Annotated in this window: 22 protein-coding genes and 2 tRNA genes; 9 read left to right on the top strand and 15 right to left on the bottom strand. The window is 62.5% G+C overall.

Annotated elements, in window-relative coordinates:
• Positions 1 to 92: 92 nt before the first annotated feature.
• Together ACZBJS_RS25125 and ACZBJS_RS25120 are read left to right on the top strand one after the other, a co-directional pair.
• The gene (locus ACZBJS_RS25125) at positions 93 to 1,196 is read left to right on the top strand and encodes an IS5 family transposase (protein WP_316399510.1); all 1,104 of its coding nucleotides are present in this window, start codon (positions 93 to 95) and stop codon (positions 1,194 to 1,196) included.
• Positions 1,193 to 1,507, top strand: a complete 315-nt coding sequence (locus ACZBJS_RS25120) for a hypothetical protein (protein ID WP_316399509.1) — start codon at positions 1,193 to 1,195, stop codon at positions 1,505 to 1,507. Before ACZBJS_RS25125 ends, ACZBJS_RS25120 begins: the two co-directional genes overlap by 4 nt.
• 101 nt (positions 1,508 to 1,608) lie before the next feature.
• Here the strand turns inward: ACZBJS_RS25120 and ACZBJS_RS25115 are convergent, their stop codons facing one another.
• Complete coding sequence (locus ACZBJS_RS25115) at positions 1,609 to 3,426, bottom strand: carbamoyltransferase family protein (RefSeq protein WP_316397229.1); 1,818 nt, start codon at positions 3,424 to 3,426, stop codon at positions 1,609 to 1,611.
• 366 nt (positions 3,427 to 3,792) lie between these two features.
• Between ACZBJS_RS25115 and ACZBJS_RS25110 the strand changes: the two genes are divergently transcribed.
• Positions 3,793 to 4,074 (top strand): hypothetical protein, encoded by a 282-nt coding sequence (locus tag ACZBJS_RS25110; protein ID WP_076828733.1) that lies wholly within the window; start codon positions 3,793 to 3,795, stop codon positions 4,072 to 4,074.
• Between the two features lie 339 nt (positions 4,075 to 4,413).
• On the opposite strand, the gene ACZBJS_RS25105 is transcribed toward ACZBJS_RS25110, so the two are convergent.
• The 5 genes from ACZBJS_RS25105 to ACZBJS_RS25085 all read right to left on the bottom strand — a co-directional run bounded on the left by ACZBJS_RS25105 (position 4,414) and on the right by ACZBJS_RS25085 (position 8,430).
• Positions 4,414 to 5,190, bottom strand: a complete 777-nt coding sequence (locus ACZBJS_RS25105) for a cyclase family protein (protein ID WP_057018557.1) — start codon at positions 5,188 to 5,190, stop codon at positions 4,414 to 4,416.
• Positions 5,191 to 5,998: 808 nt separating this feature from the next.
• Positions 5,999 to 6,075: transfer RNA gene (locus ACZBJS_RS25100), tRNA-Pro, on the bottom strand.
• A 119-nt stretch (positions 6,076 to 6,194) separates the two neighbouring features.
• Positions 6,195 to 6,674, bottom strand: a complete 480-nt coding sequence (locus ACZBJS_RS25095; protein WP_057018558.1) for a DUF192 domain-containing protein — start codon at positions 6,672 to 6,674, stop codon at positions 6,195 to 6,197.
• 122 nt (positions 6,675 to 6,796) lie between these two features.
• The gene (locus ACZBJS_RS25090; RefSeq protein ID WP_057018559.1) at positions 6,797 to 7,459 is read right to left on the bottom strand and encodes a cold-shock protein; all 663 of its coding nucleotides are present in this window, start codon (positions 7,457 to 7,459) and stop codon (positions 6,797 to 6,799) included.
• A 209-nt stretch (positions 7,460 to 7,668) separates the two neighbouring features.
• A complete protein-coding gene (locus tag ACZBJS_RS25085) occupies positions 7,669 to 8,430 on the bottom strand; it encodes an SIR2 family NAD-dependent protein deacylase (protein WP_225160997.1) in 762 nt (253 codons plus the stop codon).
• A 252-nt stretch (positions 8,431 to 8,682) separates the two neighbouring features.
• On the opposite strand from ACZBJS_RS25085, the gene ACZBJS_RS25080 reads away from it, so the two are divergent.
• Complete coding sequence (locus ACZBJS_RS25080; protein WP_229189477.1) at positions 8,683 to 8,844, top strand: hypothetical protein; 162 nt, start codon at positions 8,683 to 8,685, stop codon at positions 8,842 to 8,844.
• A 435-nt stretch (positions 8,845 to 9,279) separates the two neighbouring features.
• Here the strand turns inward: ACZBJS_RS25080 and ACZBJS_RS25075 are convergent, their stop codons facing one another.
• Positions 9,280 to 9,465: a hypothetical protein gene (locus ACZBJS_RS25075; protein WP_057018561.1), complete on the bottom strand. Its 186-nt coding sequence runs from the start codon at positions 9,463 to 9,465 to the stop codon at positions 9,280 to 9,282.
• Positions 9,466 to 9,719: 254 nt separating this feature from the next.
• Complete coding sequence (locus ACZBJS_RS25070) at positions 9,720 to 10,160, bottom strand: GrlR family regulatory protein (RefSeq protein WP_244558847.1); 441 nt, start codon at positions 10,158 to 10,160, stop codon at positions 9,720 to 9,722.
• Positions 10,161 to 10,235: 75 nt separating this feature from the next.
• On the opposite strand from ACZBJS_RS25070, the gene ACZBJS_RS25065 reads away from it, so the two are divergent.
• Positions 10,236 to 10,409, top strand: a complete 174-nt coding sequence (locus ACZBJS_RS25065; protein WP_018271496.1) for a hypothetical protein — start codon at positions 10,236 to 10,238, stop codon at positions 10,407 to 10,409.
• 179 nt (positions 10,410 to 10,588) lie between these two features.
• On the opposite strand, the gene ACZBJS_RS25060 is transcribed toward ACZBJS_RS25065, so the two are convergent.
• On the bottom strand, positions 10,589 to 10,912 hold the full coding sequence (locus ACZBJS_RS25060) for a hypothetical protein (RefSeq protein ID WP_316397228.1): 324 nt from the start codon (positions 10,910 to 10,912) through the stop codon (positions 10,589 to 10,591).
• On the opposite strand from ACZBJS_RS25060, the gene ACZBJS_RS25055 reads away from it, so the two are divergent.
• The 3 genes from ACZBJS_RS25055 to ACZBJS_RS25045 all read left to right on the top strand — a co-directional run bounded on the left by ACZBJS_RS25055 (position 10,911) and on the right by ACZBJS_RS25045 (position 13,373).
• Positions 10,911 to 11,117 carry a hypothetical protein gene (locus tag ACZBJS_RS25055; protein WP_316397227.1) on the top strand — a complete coding sequence of 69 codons (207 nt, stop codon included), beginning with the start codon at positions 10,911 to 10,913 and terminating at the stop codon, positions 11,115 to 11,117. The two genes, ACZBJS_RS25060 and ACZBJS_RS25055, sit on opposite strands and share 2 nt — an antisense overlap.
• Positions 11,118 to 11,932: 815 nt before the next feature.
• Positions 11,933 to 12,385 (top strand): VOC family protein, encoded by a 453-nt coding sequence (locus ACZBJS_RS25050; protein WP_016844600.1) that lies wholly within the window; start codon positions 11,933 to 11,935, stop codon positions 12,383 to 12,385.
• 346 nt (positions 12,386 to 12,731) lie between these two features.
• Positions 12,732 to 13,373, top strand: coding sequence for a glutathione S-transferase family protein (locus tag ACZBJS_RS25045; RefSeq protein ID WP_168858948.1), 642 nt, complete (start codon positions 12,732 to 12,734; stop codon positions 13,371 to 13,373).
• Between the two features lie 18 nt (positions 13,374 to 13,391).
• Here ACZBJS_RS25045 and ACZBJS_RS25040 read toward each other — a convergent pair whose 3' ends face one another.
• The 5 genes from ACZBJS_RS25040 to ACZBJS_RS25020 all read right to left on the bottom strand — a co-directional run bounded on the left by ACZBJS_RS25040 (position 13,392) and on the right by ACZBJS_RS25020 (position 15,006).
• On the bottom strand, positions 13,392 to 13,640 hold the full coding sequence (locus ACZBJS_RS25040; protein WP_253590323.1) for a hypothetical protein: 249 nt from the start codon (positions 13,638 to 13,640) through the stop codon (positions 13,392 to 13,394).
• Positions 13,641 to 13,770: 130 nt separating this feature from the next.
• Complete coding sequence (locus ACZBJS_RS25035; RefSeq protein ID WP_018271493.1) at positions 13,771 to 14,028, bottom strand: PilZ domain-containing protein; 258 nt, start codon at positions 14,026 to 14,028, stop codon at positions 13,771 to 13,773.
• Between the two features lie 170 nt (positions 14,029 to 14,198).
• Positions 14,199 to 14,273, bottom strand: a tRNA-Glu gene (locus tag ACZBJS_RS25030).
• 154 nt (positions 14,274 to 14,427) lie between these two features.
• Entirely contained in the window at positions 14,428 to 14,577 is a 150-nt protein-coding gene (locus tag ACZBJS_RS25025) for a hypothetical protein (RefSeq protein WP_016844593.1), read from the bottom strand.
• Between the two features lie 84 nt (positions 14,578 to 14,661).
• Positions 14,662 to 15,006, bottom strand: a complete 345-nt coding sequence (locus tag ACZBJS_RS25020; RefSeq protein WP_076828667.1) for a hypothetical protein — start codon at positions 15,004 to 15,006, stop codon at positions 14,662 to 14,664.
• A gap of 166 nt (positions 15,007 to 15,172) precedes the next feature.
• Here ACZBJS_RS25020 and ACZBJS_RS25015 point away from each other — a divergent pair, with 166 nt between their 5' ends.
• A complete protein-coding gene (locus tag ACZBJS_RS25015; RefSeq protein ID WP_316397226.1) occupies positions 15,173 to 16,405 on the top strand; it encodes a Zn-dependent hydrolase in 1,233 nt (410 codons plus the stop codon).
• Between the two features lie 7 nt (positions 16,406 to 16,412).
• Here the strand turns inward: ACZBJS_RS25015 and ACZBJS_RS25010 are convergent, their stop codons facing one another.
• On the bottom strand, positions 16,413 to 17,282 hold the full coding sequence (locus ACZBJS_RS25010; protein ID WP_316397225.1) for a sulfite exporter TauE/SafE family protein: 870 nt from the start codon (positions 17,280 to 17,282) through the stop codon (positions 16,413 to 16,415).
• Positions 17,283 to 17,398 lie beyond the last annotated feature (116 nt).

The following is a 17,398-nucleotide window of genomic DNA, read 5'->3' as shown; positions in this document are numbered from 1 at the left end:
CCGGGTCATGCTCTAGCAGGCTGTTGAAGAAGCCGGTAGCGAAGCGTTTCGTATCGTGATTCTCTAGGGCCGAGATTTCACCGGGGGGCACGATGCGAGGAAGTGACGAACGGTCCGGCTCGCTTTTCAGCTACGTGGACCTGGAGGCTCGGGTTCGCGTCGACCACCCGCTACGGGTAATCCGGGACTTGGCGAATGCGACGCTGCGCGACCTTTCTGGGGAGTTCGGCAAGCTCTATACAGACTTCGGTCGCCCCTCGATCGCACCGGAGAAGTTGCTTCGGGCGATGCTCCTGCAGGCGTTTTATGGGGTTCGCTCGGAACGGCATCTAATGGAACGGATGGAGTTCGATCTTCTGTTCCGCTGGTTCGTTGGGCTTGGGGTGGACGATACGGTTTGGGACCATTCGACCTTCTCGAAGAACCGTGACCGGCTGCTCGAAGGCGAGATTGCGGCCAAGTTCTTGAACGCGCTTTTGGCGCAGCCAAAGGTCAAGCGCCTGCTATCGAGCGATCACTTCTCGGTGGATGGTACGCTGATTGAAGCCTGGGCTTCGATCAAGAGCTTCCGGAAGAAGGATGGCAGCGACAAAGACGAGGACGGTCCGGGACGCAACGCCGAGCGCAGCTTTCACAAGGAGAAGCGATCCAACGAGACCCATGCGAGCACGACCGATCCTGAGGCGCGGCTCTACAAGAAGGGTGACGGCCAGCCAGCCAAGCTGAGCTATATGGGCCATGCTCTGATGGAGAACCGCAACGGTTTAGCGGTTTTGGGTGGGGTGAGCCAAGCGACGGGCACCGCCGAACGGGAGATTGCGCTTGCCATGATCGACAGGCGGAGGTGCGCGAAGCGGATCACTCTGGGGGCGGATAAGGCCTATGATGTCACGCAGTTCGTGCACGAGCTGAGAGATCGATCGGTTACCCCGCATATCGCGATCGATGGACATCTGAGTAAGACCGGCAAACGGCGCAAGACGGCGATCGACGCGCGTACCACGCGTCACAGCGGCTACGATGTCAGCCAACGCTGCCGCAAACGCATCGAAGAAGTCTTCGGCTGGATCAAGAGTTCCGCTGGCTTGGCCAAGGTCAAACTGCGAGGCCGTGACCGCGTGGATGCCGTCTTCGTCCTGGCGCTTGCAGCCTACAATCTGATCCGGCTTCCCAAGCTTCTGGCGGCACCGGCATGAGCATTCGGGGAAGATGGCAGGTCGTCGAGACGCCGGGCTACGACCTGGCCTTGGCGGGCGCCTACATCCTGTTCGATGTGACCGGCGGCGAATTCGCCTTCGATTGCCTCACCGGTTCCATTCATGGAGCCTGCCACGGCGATACCGTCGAGTTCGCCTGGCAAGGAAACGACGAAATGGAGCCAGCCGAGGGTGACGGTTGGGCCGAACTGCACGATGACGGCTCACTCGAAGGGGAGGTTTGCCTCCTCAACGGCGACAACATCCCATTCATCGCGCGCCGTTCAAAGACTTCTTCAACAGCCTGCTAGAGCATTTTCGGTTCTGATTGAATCAGAACCGAAGCTCTAGATTCTTGTTTTGACGCGTTTTCTTCACGCGAACCGGTGCCCACTTCGCTCGAAAACGCTCTCTAGCCGCCGCGACTGGTGTCCTGGGTGGTCGAGGAGACGATGGTGGCGACGTCGCCGAACGTCGTCATCACGGGCGTGACGACCTTGTGCATGGCGGTCTTCGACACCAGCGTGTCATGCATCACGAGGTTGTCGATCCCGGTGGTGAGGAAGCAGCTCACCGCGTCCTGCGGCGTCTCGATGATCGGCTCGCCCTTGACGTTGAACGAGGTGTTGATCAGGACCGGCACGCCGGTCAGCGCCTCGAACTCCTTCAGCAGGCGATAGAGCATCGGGTTGGTCTCTTCCCGCACGCTCTGCACCCGCGCCGAACCGTCGACATGCACGATTGCCGGGATCTTGTCGCGCCATTCCGGCCGCACCGGCTTTGCGATCAGCATGTAGGGCGAGTCCTCCTCGCCTTCGAAGATCTCCTTCATGCGCTCGGCCAGCACGATCGGCGCGAACGGCCGGAAGGCCTGGCGGTGCTTGACCCGGCTGTTGAGGATGTCCTTCATCTCGGCCCTGCGCGGATCGGCGATCAGGCTGCGGTTGCCGAGCGCGCGCGGACCGAACTCGGAACGGTCCTGAAACCAGCCGATCACGCGCTGGTCGACGAGCAGCTTTGCGGTGTCGCGGCAGATATTGTCGCAGCGCTTCGCGTCGATCTGGATGCGCACCAGGAAGCTTTGCAGCGCGGCGGCCACCTCGGCGTCGCTGTAGCGCCGCCCGACATAGGCGTGGTCCATCACGAACGAGCGGCGCTGCTTGAGCACTTCGAGCCAGCCGTAATAAGCGCAACCAATCGCGATGCCGTCGTCGCCGGCGGCGGGCTGGATCCAGATGTTTTCGAAACCCGACTCGCGCGCGATGCGCCCGTTGGCCACGCAGTTCAGCGCGACGCCGCCGGCGATGCAGAGATTTTTCGCCCCCGTGGTCTCGCGCAGCCAGCGCGCCCGCGCCAGCAGCACGTTCTCGGTATCGTCCTGCACCCGCCAGGCGATGTCCTCCCAGTGCCGCATCGTCGGGCTCTTGTCCCAGCTGCCGCTGTCGAGCACGAAGGGCTGCTGGTTCTCGGCGCCCCAGAACGGCACGTGCAGCTTGCCGTCCTTCATCTCGAGCAGATGGCCGACCTGCTCATGGCGGCCATAGGGCGCCAGCCCCATCAACTCGCCGCACTTGTTCCAGTCGCCGAACACATAGGTCGAGACCCGGCTGTACAGCGCCCCCAGTCCCGGCATGTTGTAGAACTCGTCCGACAACAGCCCCCGCGCCGGCTCCATCCAGACCTTCTTCAGGCATTCGAGCCTGGCGTCGTCGAACCTGTAGTAGCTCTCGGACTCGCGGGCCAGCGGCGACGCCTCATCTTCGGAGCAGGACTCCATCGCGTCGGCCCGATAATTGCCGACGCCGTCGACGATCATCACGACGCCGTCCTTGAATGGGGACACCGCGAACGCGCTGTAGGCATGCGCGAGGTGGTGCGAGATCGACACCACCTTGTCGGATTTGGAACGAAACAGCGGGTGCTTGATTGCCTCGTTGCGTTCGGCGATCGGCAAGAAGCCCGGCATATCCTGGTGGAGCATCCGCTCCTCCATCTCGGGCACCGGCAGGATGTAGCTGTTGCGCACCACGAGATCGACGTCGTCGAGGGTGATGCCCTCGGCCGACAGGCAGTAGTCGACGACTTCCTTGTAGAAGCCGGAGGCGTGCTTCTCGCGGGTGATGCGCTCCTTGGAGATCGCGTAGGCGATCGCGCCGTCACGCAGCAGGCAGGCGCTGACGTCATGGTCGTAGACGTTGAGACCAAGGACGTAAGTGTGTTGTTTCGGCATGGGCACTCTTTGGAAGGATACAGCAACGCTGAGAGAACAGGATCGTGTCGACTTCAAGTTCTCGCCGGCATTTTCCGAGGTTCTCAAATCTCTGCTTCTGCGATGCACAAATCAAATCGGCGCAACGCAAGATGAACAGAATGAACGGCGGATGAACGACAAGATGAGCGCAGCAACGACAGTATCCTTTGCAGGCGGGACTGTAACTTGACCTTACCTGTTGGTCTCAATAGAGTCGTTAAAGCTCGCAAGAACCTTAGTGAAAATATTGTCTTAGCATGCACGAACCGAATGCCGGTGTCGCGCGTCTAAGCGAGACAGCCAGCATCAGTTCAGATGTTTGGAAGTGGACTGGAGATCTTCAGAATGACTAAACGCTACAATATCCTGACTCGTTGCCTGGCAGCAGTCGCTTTGTTGTTCGTCTATGTCGCAAGCACCTCCGCCATCCTGGTCGGCGCCACTACGTCGTCTGCGCAAGCGCAATGGCGCGGACGCGGCGGCTGGGGCTATCGCGGCGGCGGCTGGGGTCGCGGCCGCGGATGGGGTTATGGTCGCGGCTATGGATACGGACGCGGCTATGGCTACTACGGTGGTGGGCCCCGTTGCTGGTGGACCCCGCGTGGCGTTCGCGTTTGCCGGTGGTAACAACCGCCCGGTCGACACAAGCGATATTAAAGACATGAAATCAGGTGCGTCGGTCCCGACGCACCTGATTTGCTTTTTGGGGTTGGTTCACCTGCCGGGCTTGGCTCAGCTGCGGCACGCAAGAAAGAGCCCCGGAGACGCCGGGGCTCTAGTCACGGGAGAGAACGCTTCCGAAATCGGGACGCGAGGACGAGCCGGCGGCCCGATCACCCAATGCATCTACTGCGTGCATTAAAGCAGATTCGGCTGCCTCAGGCTGTAGCCGTGCCGCAACAACCCGCCGTAATGCACAGCCTGTCCACCGGTTCCCGAAGCTGGCCGATCACAACCCCGGCGCGCCTAGCCGTCGAGGATGGCGACCGCCCTCGTCCAGCCCGCCGACGCGCGCTCGATCTTCACCGGGAAGCACGACACCATGAATCCGGTCGACGGCAGCTGCTCGAGATTGTGCAGCTTCTCGATGTGGCAGTAACCGATGTGCCGCCCGGCCTTGTGGCCTTCCCAGATCAGGCTGGCGTCCCTGGTCTCGGCGTATCTCTTCGCGGTGAAGACGAACGGCGCGTCCCAGCTCCAGCCGTCGATGCCGGTCAGCCGCACGCCGCGCTCGAGCAGATACATCGTCGCCTCGTAGCCCATGCCGCAGCCCGAATTGACGTAGTCGGGCTGGCCATATTTCGCGCCCGCGCTGGTGTTGACGACGACGATCTCGAGCGGCGACAGCGTGTGGCCGATGCGCTTCAGCTCGGCTTCGACATCCTTGGCGGTCGCGACATAACCGTCAGCCAGATGGCGGAAGTCGAGCTTCACGCCCGGCTGGAAGCACCACTCCAGCGGCACCTCGTCGATGGTCCAGGATCGCTCGCCGCGGTTCATGGTCGGATGGAAATGCCAGGGCGCATCGAGATGCGTGCCGTTGTGGGTGGAGAGCGAGACCTGCTCGACGGCCCAGCCCTGTCCGTCGGGCAGGTCCTCCGCCTTCAGTCCATCGAAGAACTGCAGCATGCGCGGCAGCCCCTGCTGGTGATCGATATACTGGATGGTCGGATGGTTGCCGGGCGGATCGGCCGGAACGTCGTTCTGCAGGGGAACGGAGATATCGATCAGTCTGCGCGCCATGGTGCTTTTCTCGCGGATTGGTCTTGTCGGGCCGAACTACCCTGCCAGCGCGCGCGCGTTATCGGCAAGCCACATCCGCTCGAGATCGCGCAGCTCACGATGTCGTGGCTTGGACTGCGGCAAGGCGGCGCAACGTTGAACCTATCCCCCGCCGGCACGACCCATTGGCACTGGGGATTTCAGGGCCCAGTATTTCGACGGCGCCGTCTGGACGAGCATATTCCGTCCAGGCGGCGTTGTTGCCTCAGGCGAGACAATCCGGCCGAAGCTTGGTTACCCGTGCCGGAACGCTGTTCACGCACAGAGAGCCACGGAAACAATACGTGTGCTGATGTCGTGCGGATTGCTGGTGGTGTTGCCACGCCGATACAGAGATAACCCCGCAACGATGCTAACCAACCTGCATCTGAACCAAGACGGGGTTGCGTCGTGTCGGGATTTGATCACTGGAACGGTGCAAATAGAGCCTACTCGTCCGCCGAAGCGCCACATCTGCGCGATGAGCAGCAGCAGTTCGACCGCTATCACAAATTCGACGACCCCATCTCGCGACCGCCGGAGAGTGGCTCAAGAACCGTGATCCTAGATCGCTACAACCCGCCGGCTCGTTGATCTGGTCAGCGCCCGGGCGGCTGAAGTTGCGAGCAGTGGAGCGCGGGCGCTTCGGTCCCGCGCTTGCTATTTCAGGGTGCCAACTGACCGCGATTTGTGGACCAGGTCATGCGCGAATGCCGAGCACGCGCCGATCATGAACATCGCGTCCGCCTCATCTACCGACGGAGCGTCTCTGTTAAGTCTTTGATTGGGATGGTCGGGGCAGCTGGATTCGAACCAACGACCTGCAGTACCCAAAACTGCCGCGCTACCAGGCTGCGCTATACCCCGACATTTCCGAGAAGCCCCGTGGATACACGCTTCAGCCATCGCCAGCAAGGCACCGGTGCGGGACTTCGTGCGGCGAATCCGGCACCGGTTTCCGCCGGAAATCGCGTCAAAACCGGATGCTAACGGCCGCCGAACAGCGGATGGGCAACCCGGTCGCCGGGCTGAATGCCGTATTTCTGCGCGGTCCCGGCAATCACCTCGAGCACGCCCTTGGCGAGCCCGCGCGACGGAATGATCCGGGTCGAGAGCGGCTCGGTGTTTTCCGCGATCCGCAGGATGCGCCCGTCGGCGCGGATGAAGATCATGTCGAGCGAGATGTAGGTGTTCTTCATCCACATCGACACTTCCTGCTCCGGCGAGAAGTCGAACAGCATGCCTTTGCCGTCCGCGAGCTCCTTCCGGTACATCAGGCCGGTCTCCTTCTCCTGCTCTGTGGTTGCCATTTCGACCGAGAAGACGTGCACGCCCGATTTGGTGACGATCTCGAGCGGCTGGACGCTGGCGGCCTGCGCGGCCGGAGCCAGCAACGCACCGAACATGATCACGAGGCAGGCCATCAGCCACGAACGATGGCGTCCAACAATGCGAACGAAATTCATCGACAAATACTCACACCGGGGAAGATTTTCCGGCGGACCCTAACCCGACGATTGCGGCAAATGCCAGAGCCGAGACGGCTCGCCGGCGGCTCACGTTTCCGTCAGGGAGGATCAGACCCGGATCAGTGCGAGGACAGCGCCGACGGACCGGTCTCCGGGTGGATCTCGGCGGCCATCATGCCCTTGGAGCCGGGCCCAAACCGCACCAGCACGTACTGGCCGGGGCGCAGTTCGGTCATGCCGAAGCGGCGCAGCGTCTCCATATGCACGAAGATGTCGGGCGTGCCCTCGCCGCAAGTCACGAAGCCGAAGCCGCGCAGCCGGTTGAACCACTTGACCTGCGCGCGCTCGAGCCCGCTTGTTGCCGTCACCGTGACATGGGTGCGCGGCGGCAGCATCTGCGCCGGATGGATTGCCGTCGATTCGTCCATCGAGACGATGCGGAAAGCCTGGTAGCCCTTCGCGCGCTGCACGCATTCGACGACCAGCCGCGCGCCTTCATAGGCGGTCTGATAACCGTCGCGCCGCAGCACGGTCACGTGCAGCAGGATGTCGGGCCAGCCATTGTCGGGGACGATGAAGCCGTATCCCTTCGAGGCGTCGAACCATTTGATGACGCCGGAAACTTCGACGAGGTTGGCCGCTGCGTCGCCGAGGCCTGAGAAAGCATCCATCGCCGGATCGCGTGGCGCGCTTCCATACTCGCCTTGACCAATCCTGCTTTGCCCAACTCCGCCCATCGGCGGTCCGCCGAGCTTCTTGGACTCAAATCCGTCCGACCCCATGACCCCGGACCCCACACATCAAATGCAGATCGCCGTCGTTGCGGCGCACCCTGTACACGCTGCTCTCCATGACCAACTCACTCGGACTGATTTGGACGCGGCGCGAATCTCTCAACCAAAAGATAACACTCCCGCTTGCGGGGCATAGCTAAAAAACGATTCTTGCGGGAACTATGAACAGACTTGCAGAGCCGCGAATCAATCAGGCATCAATTGCCTACGAAAGGACCAAGCGTGTCGCCGATGTCGTGGCGGATCACCAGATCGGCGATGTCGTCCTGATCGGTCGGCTCGTTGTTGATGATCACGAGCCGCGCACCGCTCTCCTTCGCCATCATCGGAAAGCCTGCGGCGGGCCACACCACAAGCGATGATCCGATCGCCAGAAACAGGTCGCAGTGCCGGGAGAGTTCCGCCGCGCGGCGCATCGCATCCTCGGGCATCGATTGCCCGAACGAGATCGTCGCGGTCTTCACCGGATCGCCGCAGTCCGCGCAATCGGGCGCGCTGCCCGCCTTGTCGAACTGCTGCTTCACCCACGACAGCTCGTAGTCCTTGCCGCAGCCGATGCAGCGGCCATAGGTCGTGTTGCCGTGCAGCTCGATCACATCGTCGGCCTTGAAGCCCGACGCCTGATGCAGGTTGTCGATGTTTTGCGTGATGATGCCGGGAACCTTGCCGGCCCGGTAAAGCGACGCAAGCGCGCGATGCCCGCGACCGGGTTTGGCCGCCGCAAACGTCTGTTCCATCGCAAAGCGGCGCCGCCAGGACTCGTCGCGCGCGTCCTGGCTGGCGACGAACTCGTCGAACGGAATCGGTCGGTTGCGGGTCCACAGCCCGCCGGGCGAGCGGAAATCGGGAATGCCGCACTCGGTGGAGATGCCCGCCCCGGTGAAGGGCACGATGGACGACGCCTCCGCAATCATGTTGCCGAGCTGCTCGACGCCGCTGCGCAAGTCTTTTGCGATCACTAAAAACAATCCGGTTGGCCGCAGCGACTATAGCACGGCCAGACCGATTGCGAGCTCAACCGTTGCGCGAGCGATCGGCTGCGAGCGGCGTGTCTTGATCGATCGGCTTGCGATCAGCTGCGTCGGCGCCTCCGCTTGGTCGCTCTTCCAGCGCCTCAGCATCATCACATTCCTGCACTGGCTGCTCCGCATTGACGCCCAATTCGCCGACGCCAATGCGCCCGGGACAGGACCACGGCCAGGAGGATGGGCATGACCGATCAGGAAGACCGCGTCGCGCGCGAGCGCGAGGAGATCGTCGCACGCATTGCCAGCTTCAGGGCGACGCAGCAGAAGTTCGAGCGCGATCGCCAGGAATATTACGACAACACGCTCGGCAATGCCTGGAGTGGATTTCAACGCAAGACCGCTTGACGCAAGACCGCTTGATGCCCTTGCCAGGCGACCGCGTTCATGGTCCGGGCGCCATGAGGCGCAAGTGAGAAAGCCCCGAGCGGCGTGCTCCGGGCTTATGGCTATTGCCAGTGCCGCCGTGCGATGGTTGCCGCAAACGCAGTTCCGGTTCCCTCGAGCGTTTTCCGTTCCGATCGGATCGCTCGAAAACGCGCCAGCCATACGATAGCGCAAAGCTACCATCGGTTAGCGCTGGAACAAAAATACAACCTCAGAGATTAGCTTGGCGGTGAACGAGGTTGGCATCAATGCCGGCATGGATGGAACTGCTGCTTAACGTGATGGGCTTTGCCGGCTTCATCGGCATCGCGATGTATCACAAGCATCCGAATGGGAAGCTGCCCGACTGAGCGTCGGCGGCGCGTCTCGGCTTGCCGCTCCCCCGGCTTGCCGTCTTCAGTTTGCCTTCCGGGCCTCTCCCGCGGTCCGGACCAGCCGGTCCGACTTCACCAGCACTTTGCCGCTCTCCGGCTGCGGCCGCAGCCAGAAGCTGATCACGACAAAAGCCGAGCAGAACAGCAGCCCCACCACCATCACGCGCCGGTGGGTCGGTCGATCAGCACTGTGGAACGATGGCATCATGGCTGTCACCCGCAGCCATCCCAATCGCAATCGCAGGTGGAGACAACACGATGCTGCTCTTAACCTAACCAGGTAGGGTTAGCGGTGGCCGGGTAACGCCTCGTCCGGATCTTCCGATCGGCGGCCGCAGCGGGATTCACAGCGATATCCCCTGCTTGTCCGCAGCAAATCCACAACGCCAGCGGGTCCAATTATCCAACGAAATACGGATCTTGCTGCGCGCTTGTCCACAGCCTCGCGCCGCGTGCGCGCATTCAGGCATCGGCGAGCCATTTCAGGGTGGCCCGGAAACCCAGGCTGCGGGTTCCAACCAGCACGGTTCCGAACACCTCAGCCTCGTCGCCGCTGAATGTGCCGGAGAACCCGCTCGTCACTTCCTGTCCGGCGAACAGCGGACGGGTGAACGGGTCCGCGAAGGGCGAATGCTGGTTGGTGCTGAGATGTCCCTTCCAGGTGCCCTCGCCGGCCGTATAGGCCCCGATTGACCAGAAATATGGCCCGCCGCCGATCAAGAGACCGTCGCGCAGGATCAGGATGCCGCTGTCGCGGCCCCTCACGCCGTCGGTCATGTGGATGTGGATCGAATAGAGCCCGTTCTTCATCGATCGCGCCGCCCGGTCCTGGCGGCCCGCAGTATGGCTCCAATCCGGCCGGCGTGCGAGGCCGATACCGCCCGGCCCTCCGAATCGGCGCAAAAAGGCAGCTCCCCGGGCGCTTACAAATCGTTAAGAAACCCCTGACAAGGTTCGATCCTCCAGAGGGAGAGAGCCATGCTCGTATACCCCGTACCTGTCGAAGTGACGCAAGCCAGAGTGCAGCTCGTCGTCGACCAGACGGCGAAGGAGCAGCCGCGCATCATCAATGAGGATGTGCTGGATGTCTTCGCCGCGAAGAACCAGGCCGACCGTGAAGCGGTCGAGACCATCCTCGACATCAAGGTGTGAGAGCGGCAGTAGCCGACAGGAACCTCTCGACTGCGCACGGGTCATTCTGGTGACGCCAGGAGGTGCAAGCTGATCGCGGTCACCGTCTTCACCCTGATATGCGGCGGGGCCTTTGCCCAGGATATTGGTCCAGCGCCGCAGAGCGGCATGGAACGGCCTGAAAACACCAACGGAGCCACTCAGAGCGGCGCGATGGACACCACGGGGATGGATGTGAAGCGGGCCAACAAATCCGAGATGAAGAACACGGCAAAGGGCGCGGCAAAAAGGGACGACGCAAAAAAGTAGGTTCCCACGACGGAACGTCCGGGAAGCTGCGACCTTAAAAAGCGACCTTGAAAAAAAGACGCGACCATCAAAAAAAGGAAGGAACGAGTCTCTCGTTCCGCCGTTAGTTTGGCGAGCGGTACAACGAGGGAGAAATCCACCGGAAATATCAGCTCAACAAGCCCCGTCAGCTTACTTCGGTAACTGGCGGGGTTTTGTTTTGTGGAGGCGCCCATGTACGCCCTGTTCCGCGGCAAGACTCAGCTCGGAAGATCGTTCGCGACGGAGAAGGAAGTTTGGGAGGCGGCGCTGATCGACGGTCTTGTCGAGGATGTTCCGGTCGCAGACGAACTGGGTGGCCAGATCGTGCCTGCCGGACATCGCGTCGAGCGGGTCGATGAATACGAGCCGCAGCCCGATTGGAAACCCGGCCGTTCCTGACGCCGGTCAGCCAATTGGAGGAACCAGCCGGCCGAAACGACATGCACATCGCGCGTGGTGCCGACAGCTCACCGCCCTGTCGGCTTTGGAAGGCCCCGCGAATTCCCCTCGCGGGGTCTTTCCTTTGAACCTTTCGCGCGCCGCGAAGACATAAAGGGCGCTGGGGGATTTCAGGGCCCAGCATCCGGCGCAGCGCTGTGGGACGAACATACTCCGTCTACGCGGCGCTGTTGCATTTTACAAATTCAACCTTAAGTTTGGTGTCCAACAGTTGACGGCTCACGCCCTGAGAGATCCCCAGTCCGTCAGCTGGGAAAGCCCCGCATCCAGCCTGCGGGGCTTTCTATTTTCCGGCCCCAGGAACCTTCCGCGCGCAGCGACATTGTCTGCCCGGTTGCCGGCACGATCTCCCCAAGGCCGGTCGGCATCAGACCTCGCGAGCCCACTCGCGGGGTTTAGCGCTTTAGAGGCCGTCCAACCTCGCGCGTCCTTGATTGGCCGTGATCGCCAATCGGTGCGATAGAGGCCGCGCCTCCAAGGCTCGACCACAAGCCCCGTCCCAGAAATTTCGCTGGGCGGGGCTTTCTTGGATCCGCTGCTGCGCAAGCGTGTCGCGGCACGTCCCGTCCATATCCGGCCGCGTGATCGCGCGGCGCAACGGGAGCCAGCGCTCGCGAAGGCGTGAGCATGCAAAGGCGAAATGCGATCGGCAAAACTCGCGCTAACCCCTGCCCCGCGTCGCGTTTTGCTGCTATTCCTTGCCCCGTCTCGCCCGAGCCCAAACAAAATCTCTGAATCTGCAGGAGGATAAGAAAATGCGCTATCTGCACACCATGCTGCGCGTCCGCAATCTTGATGTCGCGATGAAATTCTATCAGGACGCGCTGGGGCTGAAGGAAGTGCGCCGCATCGACAATGAGAAGGGCCGCTTCACGCTGGTGTTTCTCTGCGCAGAGGAAGACCTCCATCTGCTCAAGTCCCTGCCGCAGACCCGCGGCGCGCCGCTGGTCGAGCTGACCTACAATTGGGATGAGGAGAAATACGGCGAGGACCGCCATTTCGGCCATCTCGCCTACGAGGTCGACGACATCTACGCGACCTGCGAGAAGCTGATGAAGATGGGCGTCACCATCAATCGTCCGCCGCGCGACGGCAACATGGCGTTCGTGCGTTCGCCCGACCTGCACTCGATCGAGATCCTGCAAAAGGGCGAGCCGAAAGCTCCGGCCGAGCCGTGGGCATCGATGCCGAACACCGGCCATTGGTAAACACCGCGCCCGCTCCTACGTTCCTGTCGGCGTTTCGCCCTTGCTGAAGCGCCGAACGATCGCGAGGAACGCGACACGATCGTTGACGTTGCTCCCTCACAAGCATGCGAGGAGGCAACGATGGGAAGAGGAATTTTGCTTTGGCTGTTGGGTGTGCCGATCCCGGTGATCATCGTGTTGTGGTTGTTGTTCGGTCACTGACGGCGTCTTGATGCATAGCGATCAGCGAGGCTCTGCCGCTATGCGGCGGAGCCTTTTTTTGCTCTCGGTACAATTCACCCCGCGCTTTTCCCCGACGCTTCAGCTATGAACGCGCGCAAAGCACAACAGCGGGAAGAAACGCGTGATGGACAGTAAGCCGCAACTGACGATCTGGGGTCGGGCGAACTCGGTCAACGTGCAGAAGGTGCTCTGGTGTCTCGCCGAGCTCGACCTCCCCTATCAGCGCATCGATGCCGGCATGCAGTTCGGCAAGAACGATCAGCCCGACTATCTCGCGATGAATCCGAATGGCCGCGTCCCGACGCTGGTCGACGGCGACTATGTGCTGTGGGAATCCAATTCGGTGATGCGTTATCTCTGCATGGCCTATGGTCATGGCGCGCCGCTCTATCCGCAAGCGCCCAAGGCGCGCGCCGCCGTCGACCGCTGGCTCGACTGGACGCTGTCGACGCTGCAGCCGGTCGACCGGCCGGTGTTCTGGGGGCTGGTGCGCACGCCGCCGGAGAAGCGCGATATGGTCCAGATCCAGAAGGACGCCGATGCCGAGGGCGTGGTGTGGCGCGTCGTCGAGGCGCAGCTTGCAAGGCGCCGCTTCATCGAGGGCGATCAGTTCACGATCGCCGACATCGCGCTCGGCGCCTTTGCGCGGCGCTGGCTCGGCGTCGAGGGCGTCACCAAGCCGAAGCTGCCCCATCTCGAACGCTGGTTCGGTGAGATCGCGGGGCGGCCGGCCTTCGTGCGGTTCATCGCGCCGCCGATGTCGTGAGCGCGGGCGGCAAGCCGCTCAACGCCCGCCGCTGGACATCCCGCCACCGACGCTGACGGCGCCACCGAGCTTCACGCAGGTGTCGGAGCCTTCCACCTTGACGAAGCCGGGTCCGTACGATGCGCATGGATTGCTCCGCGTCGCGGATTTCGACGGCAAGGTTTTGCCGGCGTCAGCGGGCGTCTGGAAATTGCGGCGGTCGCCCTGCTGGGCGAACGCGGCGGCGGGAAGCAGGACGGCGATGATGGCAATGCAGGTCTTGCGCATCCGGCCTTTTATCCCGCGCCACCGGATGAGGCTAGCTCATGATGCGATCGGGAAGGATCGCAGCATGAGCTAGCTCTTTTCTTGAGCATGATCTGTTCGGAAAACCGGATCCACTTTTCCGGATCATGCTCTACCGCACGAACTTGACGCCGAACGTCCTGCCTTCGCGCCACACCACTTCGCAGGCGCGCCCGGTGCGGGCGTCGCGCGAGAACGCCAGCCGCAGCTTGGCCGGCAGCGTGTTGTTGTCCTGGACCGTGATCTTGGCGCCCGACGAGGACATGTCCTCGACCACGCAGGGCCGCGCGGCGAATCCGCCGTCGAGCGTGATCCAGCCGGATTGCCGCAGCGATTTGCGCGTTTCGCGCTTCCTGGTCCCTGGAGCCATCACATCATTCCCGGGCCCAGCCGTATCGCCGCTAACTTACCAAAGGGTTGCGAAACAGCTGCGGATTGCAGCGATCCGCCGACCCGTGCACAACGGGCCGAGACGGTGCGGCGAGAGCGTCCGTCCGAGCACAATGCGTTGAGTTGGCTGGATTTCCAGTCTGGCAGTAATGGCGCTCCCTAGCGGAATCGAACCGCTCTCTCCACCGTGAAAGGGTGGCGTCCTAACCGATAGACGAAGGGAGCAAAACTCCCGGCAAATCAATACGTTAGACGTGAGATGCGCCGGACCGGCCACAGCCCTCAAGCCGCGACGGGCGAACGTATAGTGGCGATTGGCCGGGCGGGCAAGCGTTCAGAACGCTTTTCCCGGGTTGCCGCTGGGATCACCGGAAGGACATCACCTGCAGGACAATCCGGCCTCGATCGAGGTCCAGAAGCCGCAATGCGTCGGCACATGCGCATGCGCCCGCGAGCCCCCGACGTGAATCAGGATTGCGGCAGCAAGCGCGACGACGACGACGGGAACAATGAATCTTCGGATCGACATGGGCCTGCGCATCGACCGACATCGTGGCCTAACTAAGGCCTGCGAGCCGGTTGGATGTCCAGCAACAGCGCTTAGCGCCAGCCGCTAGTGATTGCTGGCGACGTCCTGACGATTATTCGGCTGCGCCGCCACAGGCGTCCGCTTGATGCAGGTGCTGCAGATCACGAGCTTGCGCGCCAGCCGGTCGTCGGCATCCGCTTCCGACAGTTGCGCGGGCGATGTCTCCGCCACCGCAGGCGACGCATTCCGCGCATGGCGCCGCGGCTGCGGGAGATTGGGATCCTGTCCGGCACCGTCCCAGGCCAGCGGACCTGTCCCCGGCGGCGGCGTGGTCATGCTGTATTGCTGCGAGACCTGCGCGCAGGCGCCGAGCGCGATCGGAAGAAACAGCACAGCGGCCTTGCGAGCCCAGTTCCGGAATGCAGACATGATCACACTCTCACGCTATTCGTACTGCGACCTAAGAGCAGAACCGCTAAGAAATCGTTTGCCCTGATTGTTCCGTCGCATCCAACCGCGTCGGCATCAAGACGGGATTGAGGCGCCAAGGCGCAAATCAAGACGTAAAATCAAGACGGCAATCCGGAGTCCAATCATGCCAGGCATCAACGGTCGCTTCGACGGCAAGCGCGTGCTCGCCGATCTCAACGCGTTGCGCGCGATCGGCACCTACAAGACCGGCGTGCACAAGCCGACATTCTCGGAACCGCATCTGCGCTCGCTCGACTGGCTCGCGACGCGTTTGCCCGACGCCAATCTCACCGCAACGATCGACGGCATCGGCAATGTGCTCGGCTCCAGCGCGAAGGCGGGACCAAAACTGCTCGCCGGCTCGCACCTGGAGAGCCAGAACCATGCGGGCTGGCTCGATGGGCCGCTCGGCGTGATCTACGCGCTCGAGGCGGCGCGCGTCATCAATACCGACCCGGACGCGAACGGCGCGGTCGAGGTCGCCGCGTGGTGCGACGAGGAAGGACATTTCGGCAGTTTCCTCGGCAGCCGGTCGTTTGTCGGCGCGGTGACCGAAGCCGACATCGACGCAGCCCGCGACCGCTCCAGCGATCGCACCATGCGCGATGCATTGCGCGACGCAGGCTTCGCCGGCCGCCCGCGCCTTAATGCCGAGGCCGGCCGCCATATCGGCTATCTCGAAGCGCATATCGAGCAAGGCGACACGCTGGAGAGTAGCGGACTCAAGATCGGCGTCGTCACCTCGATCGTCGGCATCTGGCAGTACCGCATCACGTTCGCCGGCGAGCAGAACCACGCCGGCACCACGCGGATGGCGGTGCGCAGGGACGCCGGCCTCGGGCTGGCGCGGTTCTGCGTCGCGATCGACGACAGCTTCCCTGCCCTGTCGGGACCGCGCACGGTGTGGACCACCGGCCGGATCACGCTGGACCCAGGCGCACCGAGCATCATTCCAGGCGGCGCCGAGATGCTATTCCAGATTCGCGACGACAATCCCGAAGTGATCGGCCGCCTCGAACAACAGCTGCATCGCCTGGCGGCCGAGGCCACCGCTCAGGGCCGTTGCGGTGTGAAGGTTGAGCGCATCCGCACCGGGGTGCCCGCGATGATGACGCCTGCATTCCAGGATGCGATCGAAGCCGCGAGCGCAGCCTGCGCCGGCGGCAAATCGATCCGCATGCCGAGCGGCGCCGGCCATGACGCCCAGGTCCTCGCCACCATCATGCCGGCGGCGATGCTGTTCGTGCCGTCGATCGGCGGCATCAGCCATCACTGGAGCGAGAACACCGACGACGCCGATATCGTCACGGGTGCCGAGGTCTTTGTCGAAACCTGCCGGCGCCTGCTCGCAGGTTAGAGCACCTTCAGGTCGGACCGCCCCGGTTGCCCGACTTCAGCGAAGCCAACGCGTGCGAGTCCTGCACGGTGCTTCTCCTCGCGGTGAAGAAAACGTACAGCAAGCAGATGTCGATCAGGATCGTGCCGGCCATGACGCCGTAGGCCCACGGGCTTTCCATCAGCTTCACTTCGATCAATACGCGCGACAGGCCGAATCCCACGACCCACGCATCAAAGCTCATGCAGATCCGGCGAAACGTCTCGGCGTCCAGCCGCCGGATCAGCCAGGCACCGAGCGGTATGCCGAGGACAACGCAGGGAACCAGCACAAACAGGATGCTCCGGCTCTCGTCGATGAACAGACCGAGCTTGTAATACGCGATTGCAGTCAGGCTGGACTCCGTCACCCGAACCAGTGCGAGACCGGCCCGAAACTCATCTTTGACGAGGCCCTGATTGTTGAAGAGGATCGCCAGCGGCGGGCCCGAAATGGTCGTGACCGAGTACAAGATCCCGAGCATCGTTCCGAAAGGCAAACCGACCAGCCATTTCGACTGGATCGGCCTCCGCCAACCGGCCGCCTGCAGCAGAATGAGCGGCAGAATGATCGAGTAGGTGGCGAACTTGGTCCAGCCGGGCTGAAACGACGTCAGCGCAAAGGCTCCGACCGCGATGCCGGGCAGCATGCCGATGAGAATAGGCAGCACGCGCCGCCACACGGCCGGAACGCCGCTCAGATTGATGCACAGGACATACAGATTGACGAAGACTTCGACGATGACCACCGCGGGATTGAGGACGCGGTTGGTGTAGAAGACGAGTGCGACCGGCACCGTGAGCGAGGAAAACCCGTAACCAAGCGCGCCATTTACAAACGCCGCAAACAGCGCGATCACGGCAAGAACGATCGCAGCAAAATCAATCGAAAGCATCTCTGGCTTTTACCGGATCAGTCGCCTTGCCCACGGCATTATAGCCCAACGACGGGGACGCGGTGCCGAAAGCTGATCGG

The organism is Bradyrhizobium sp. KZN70725 (genome assembly GCF_055264925.1).
Note: the sequence above shows the minus strand (reverse complement) of the source record. Positions and strands in the feature narration are given on the sequence as shown.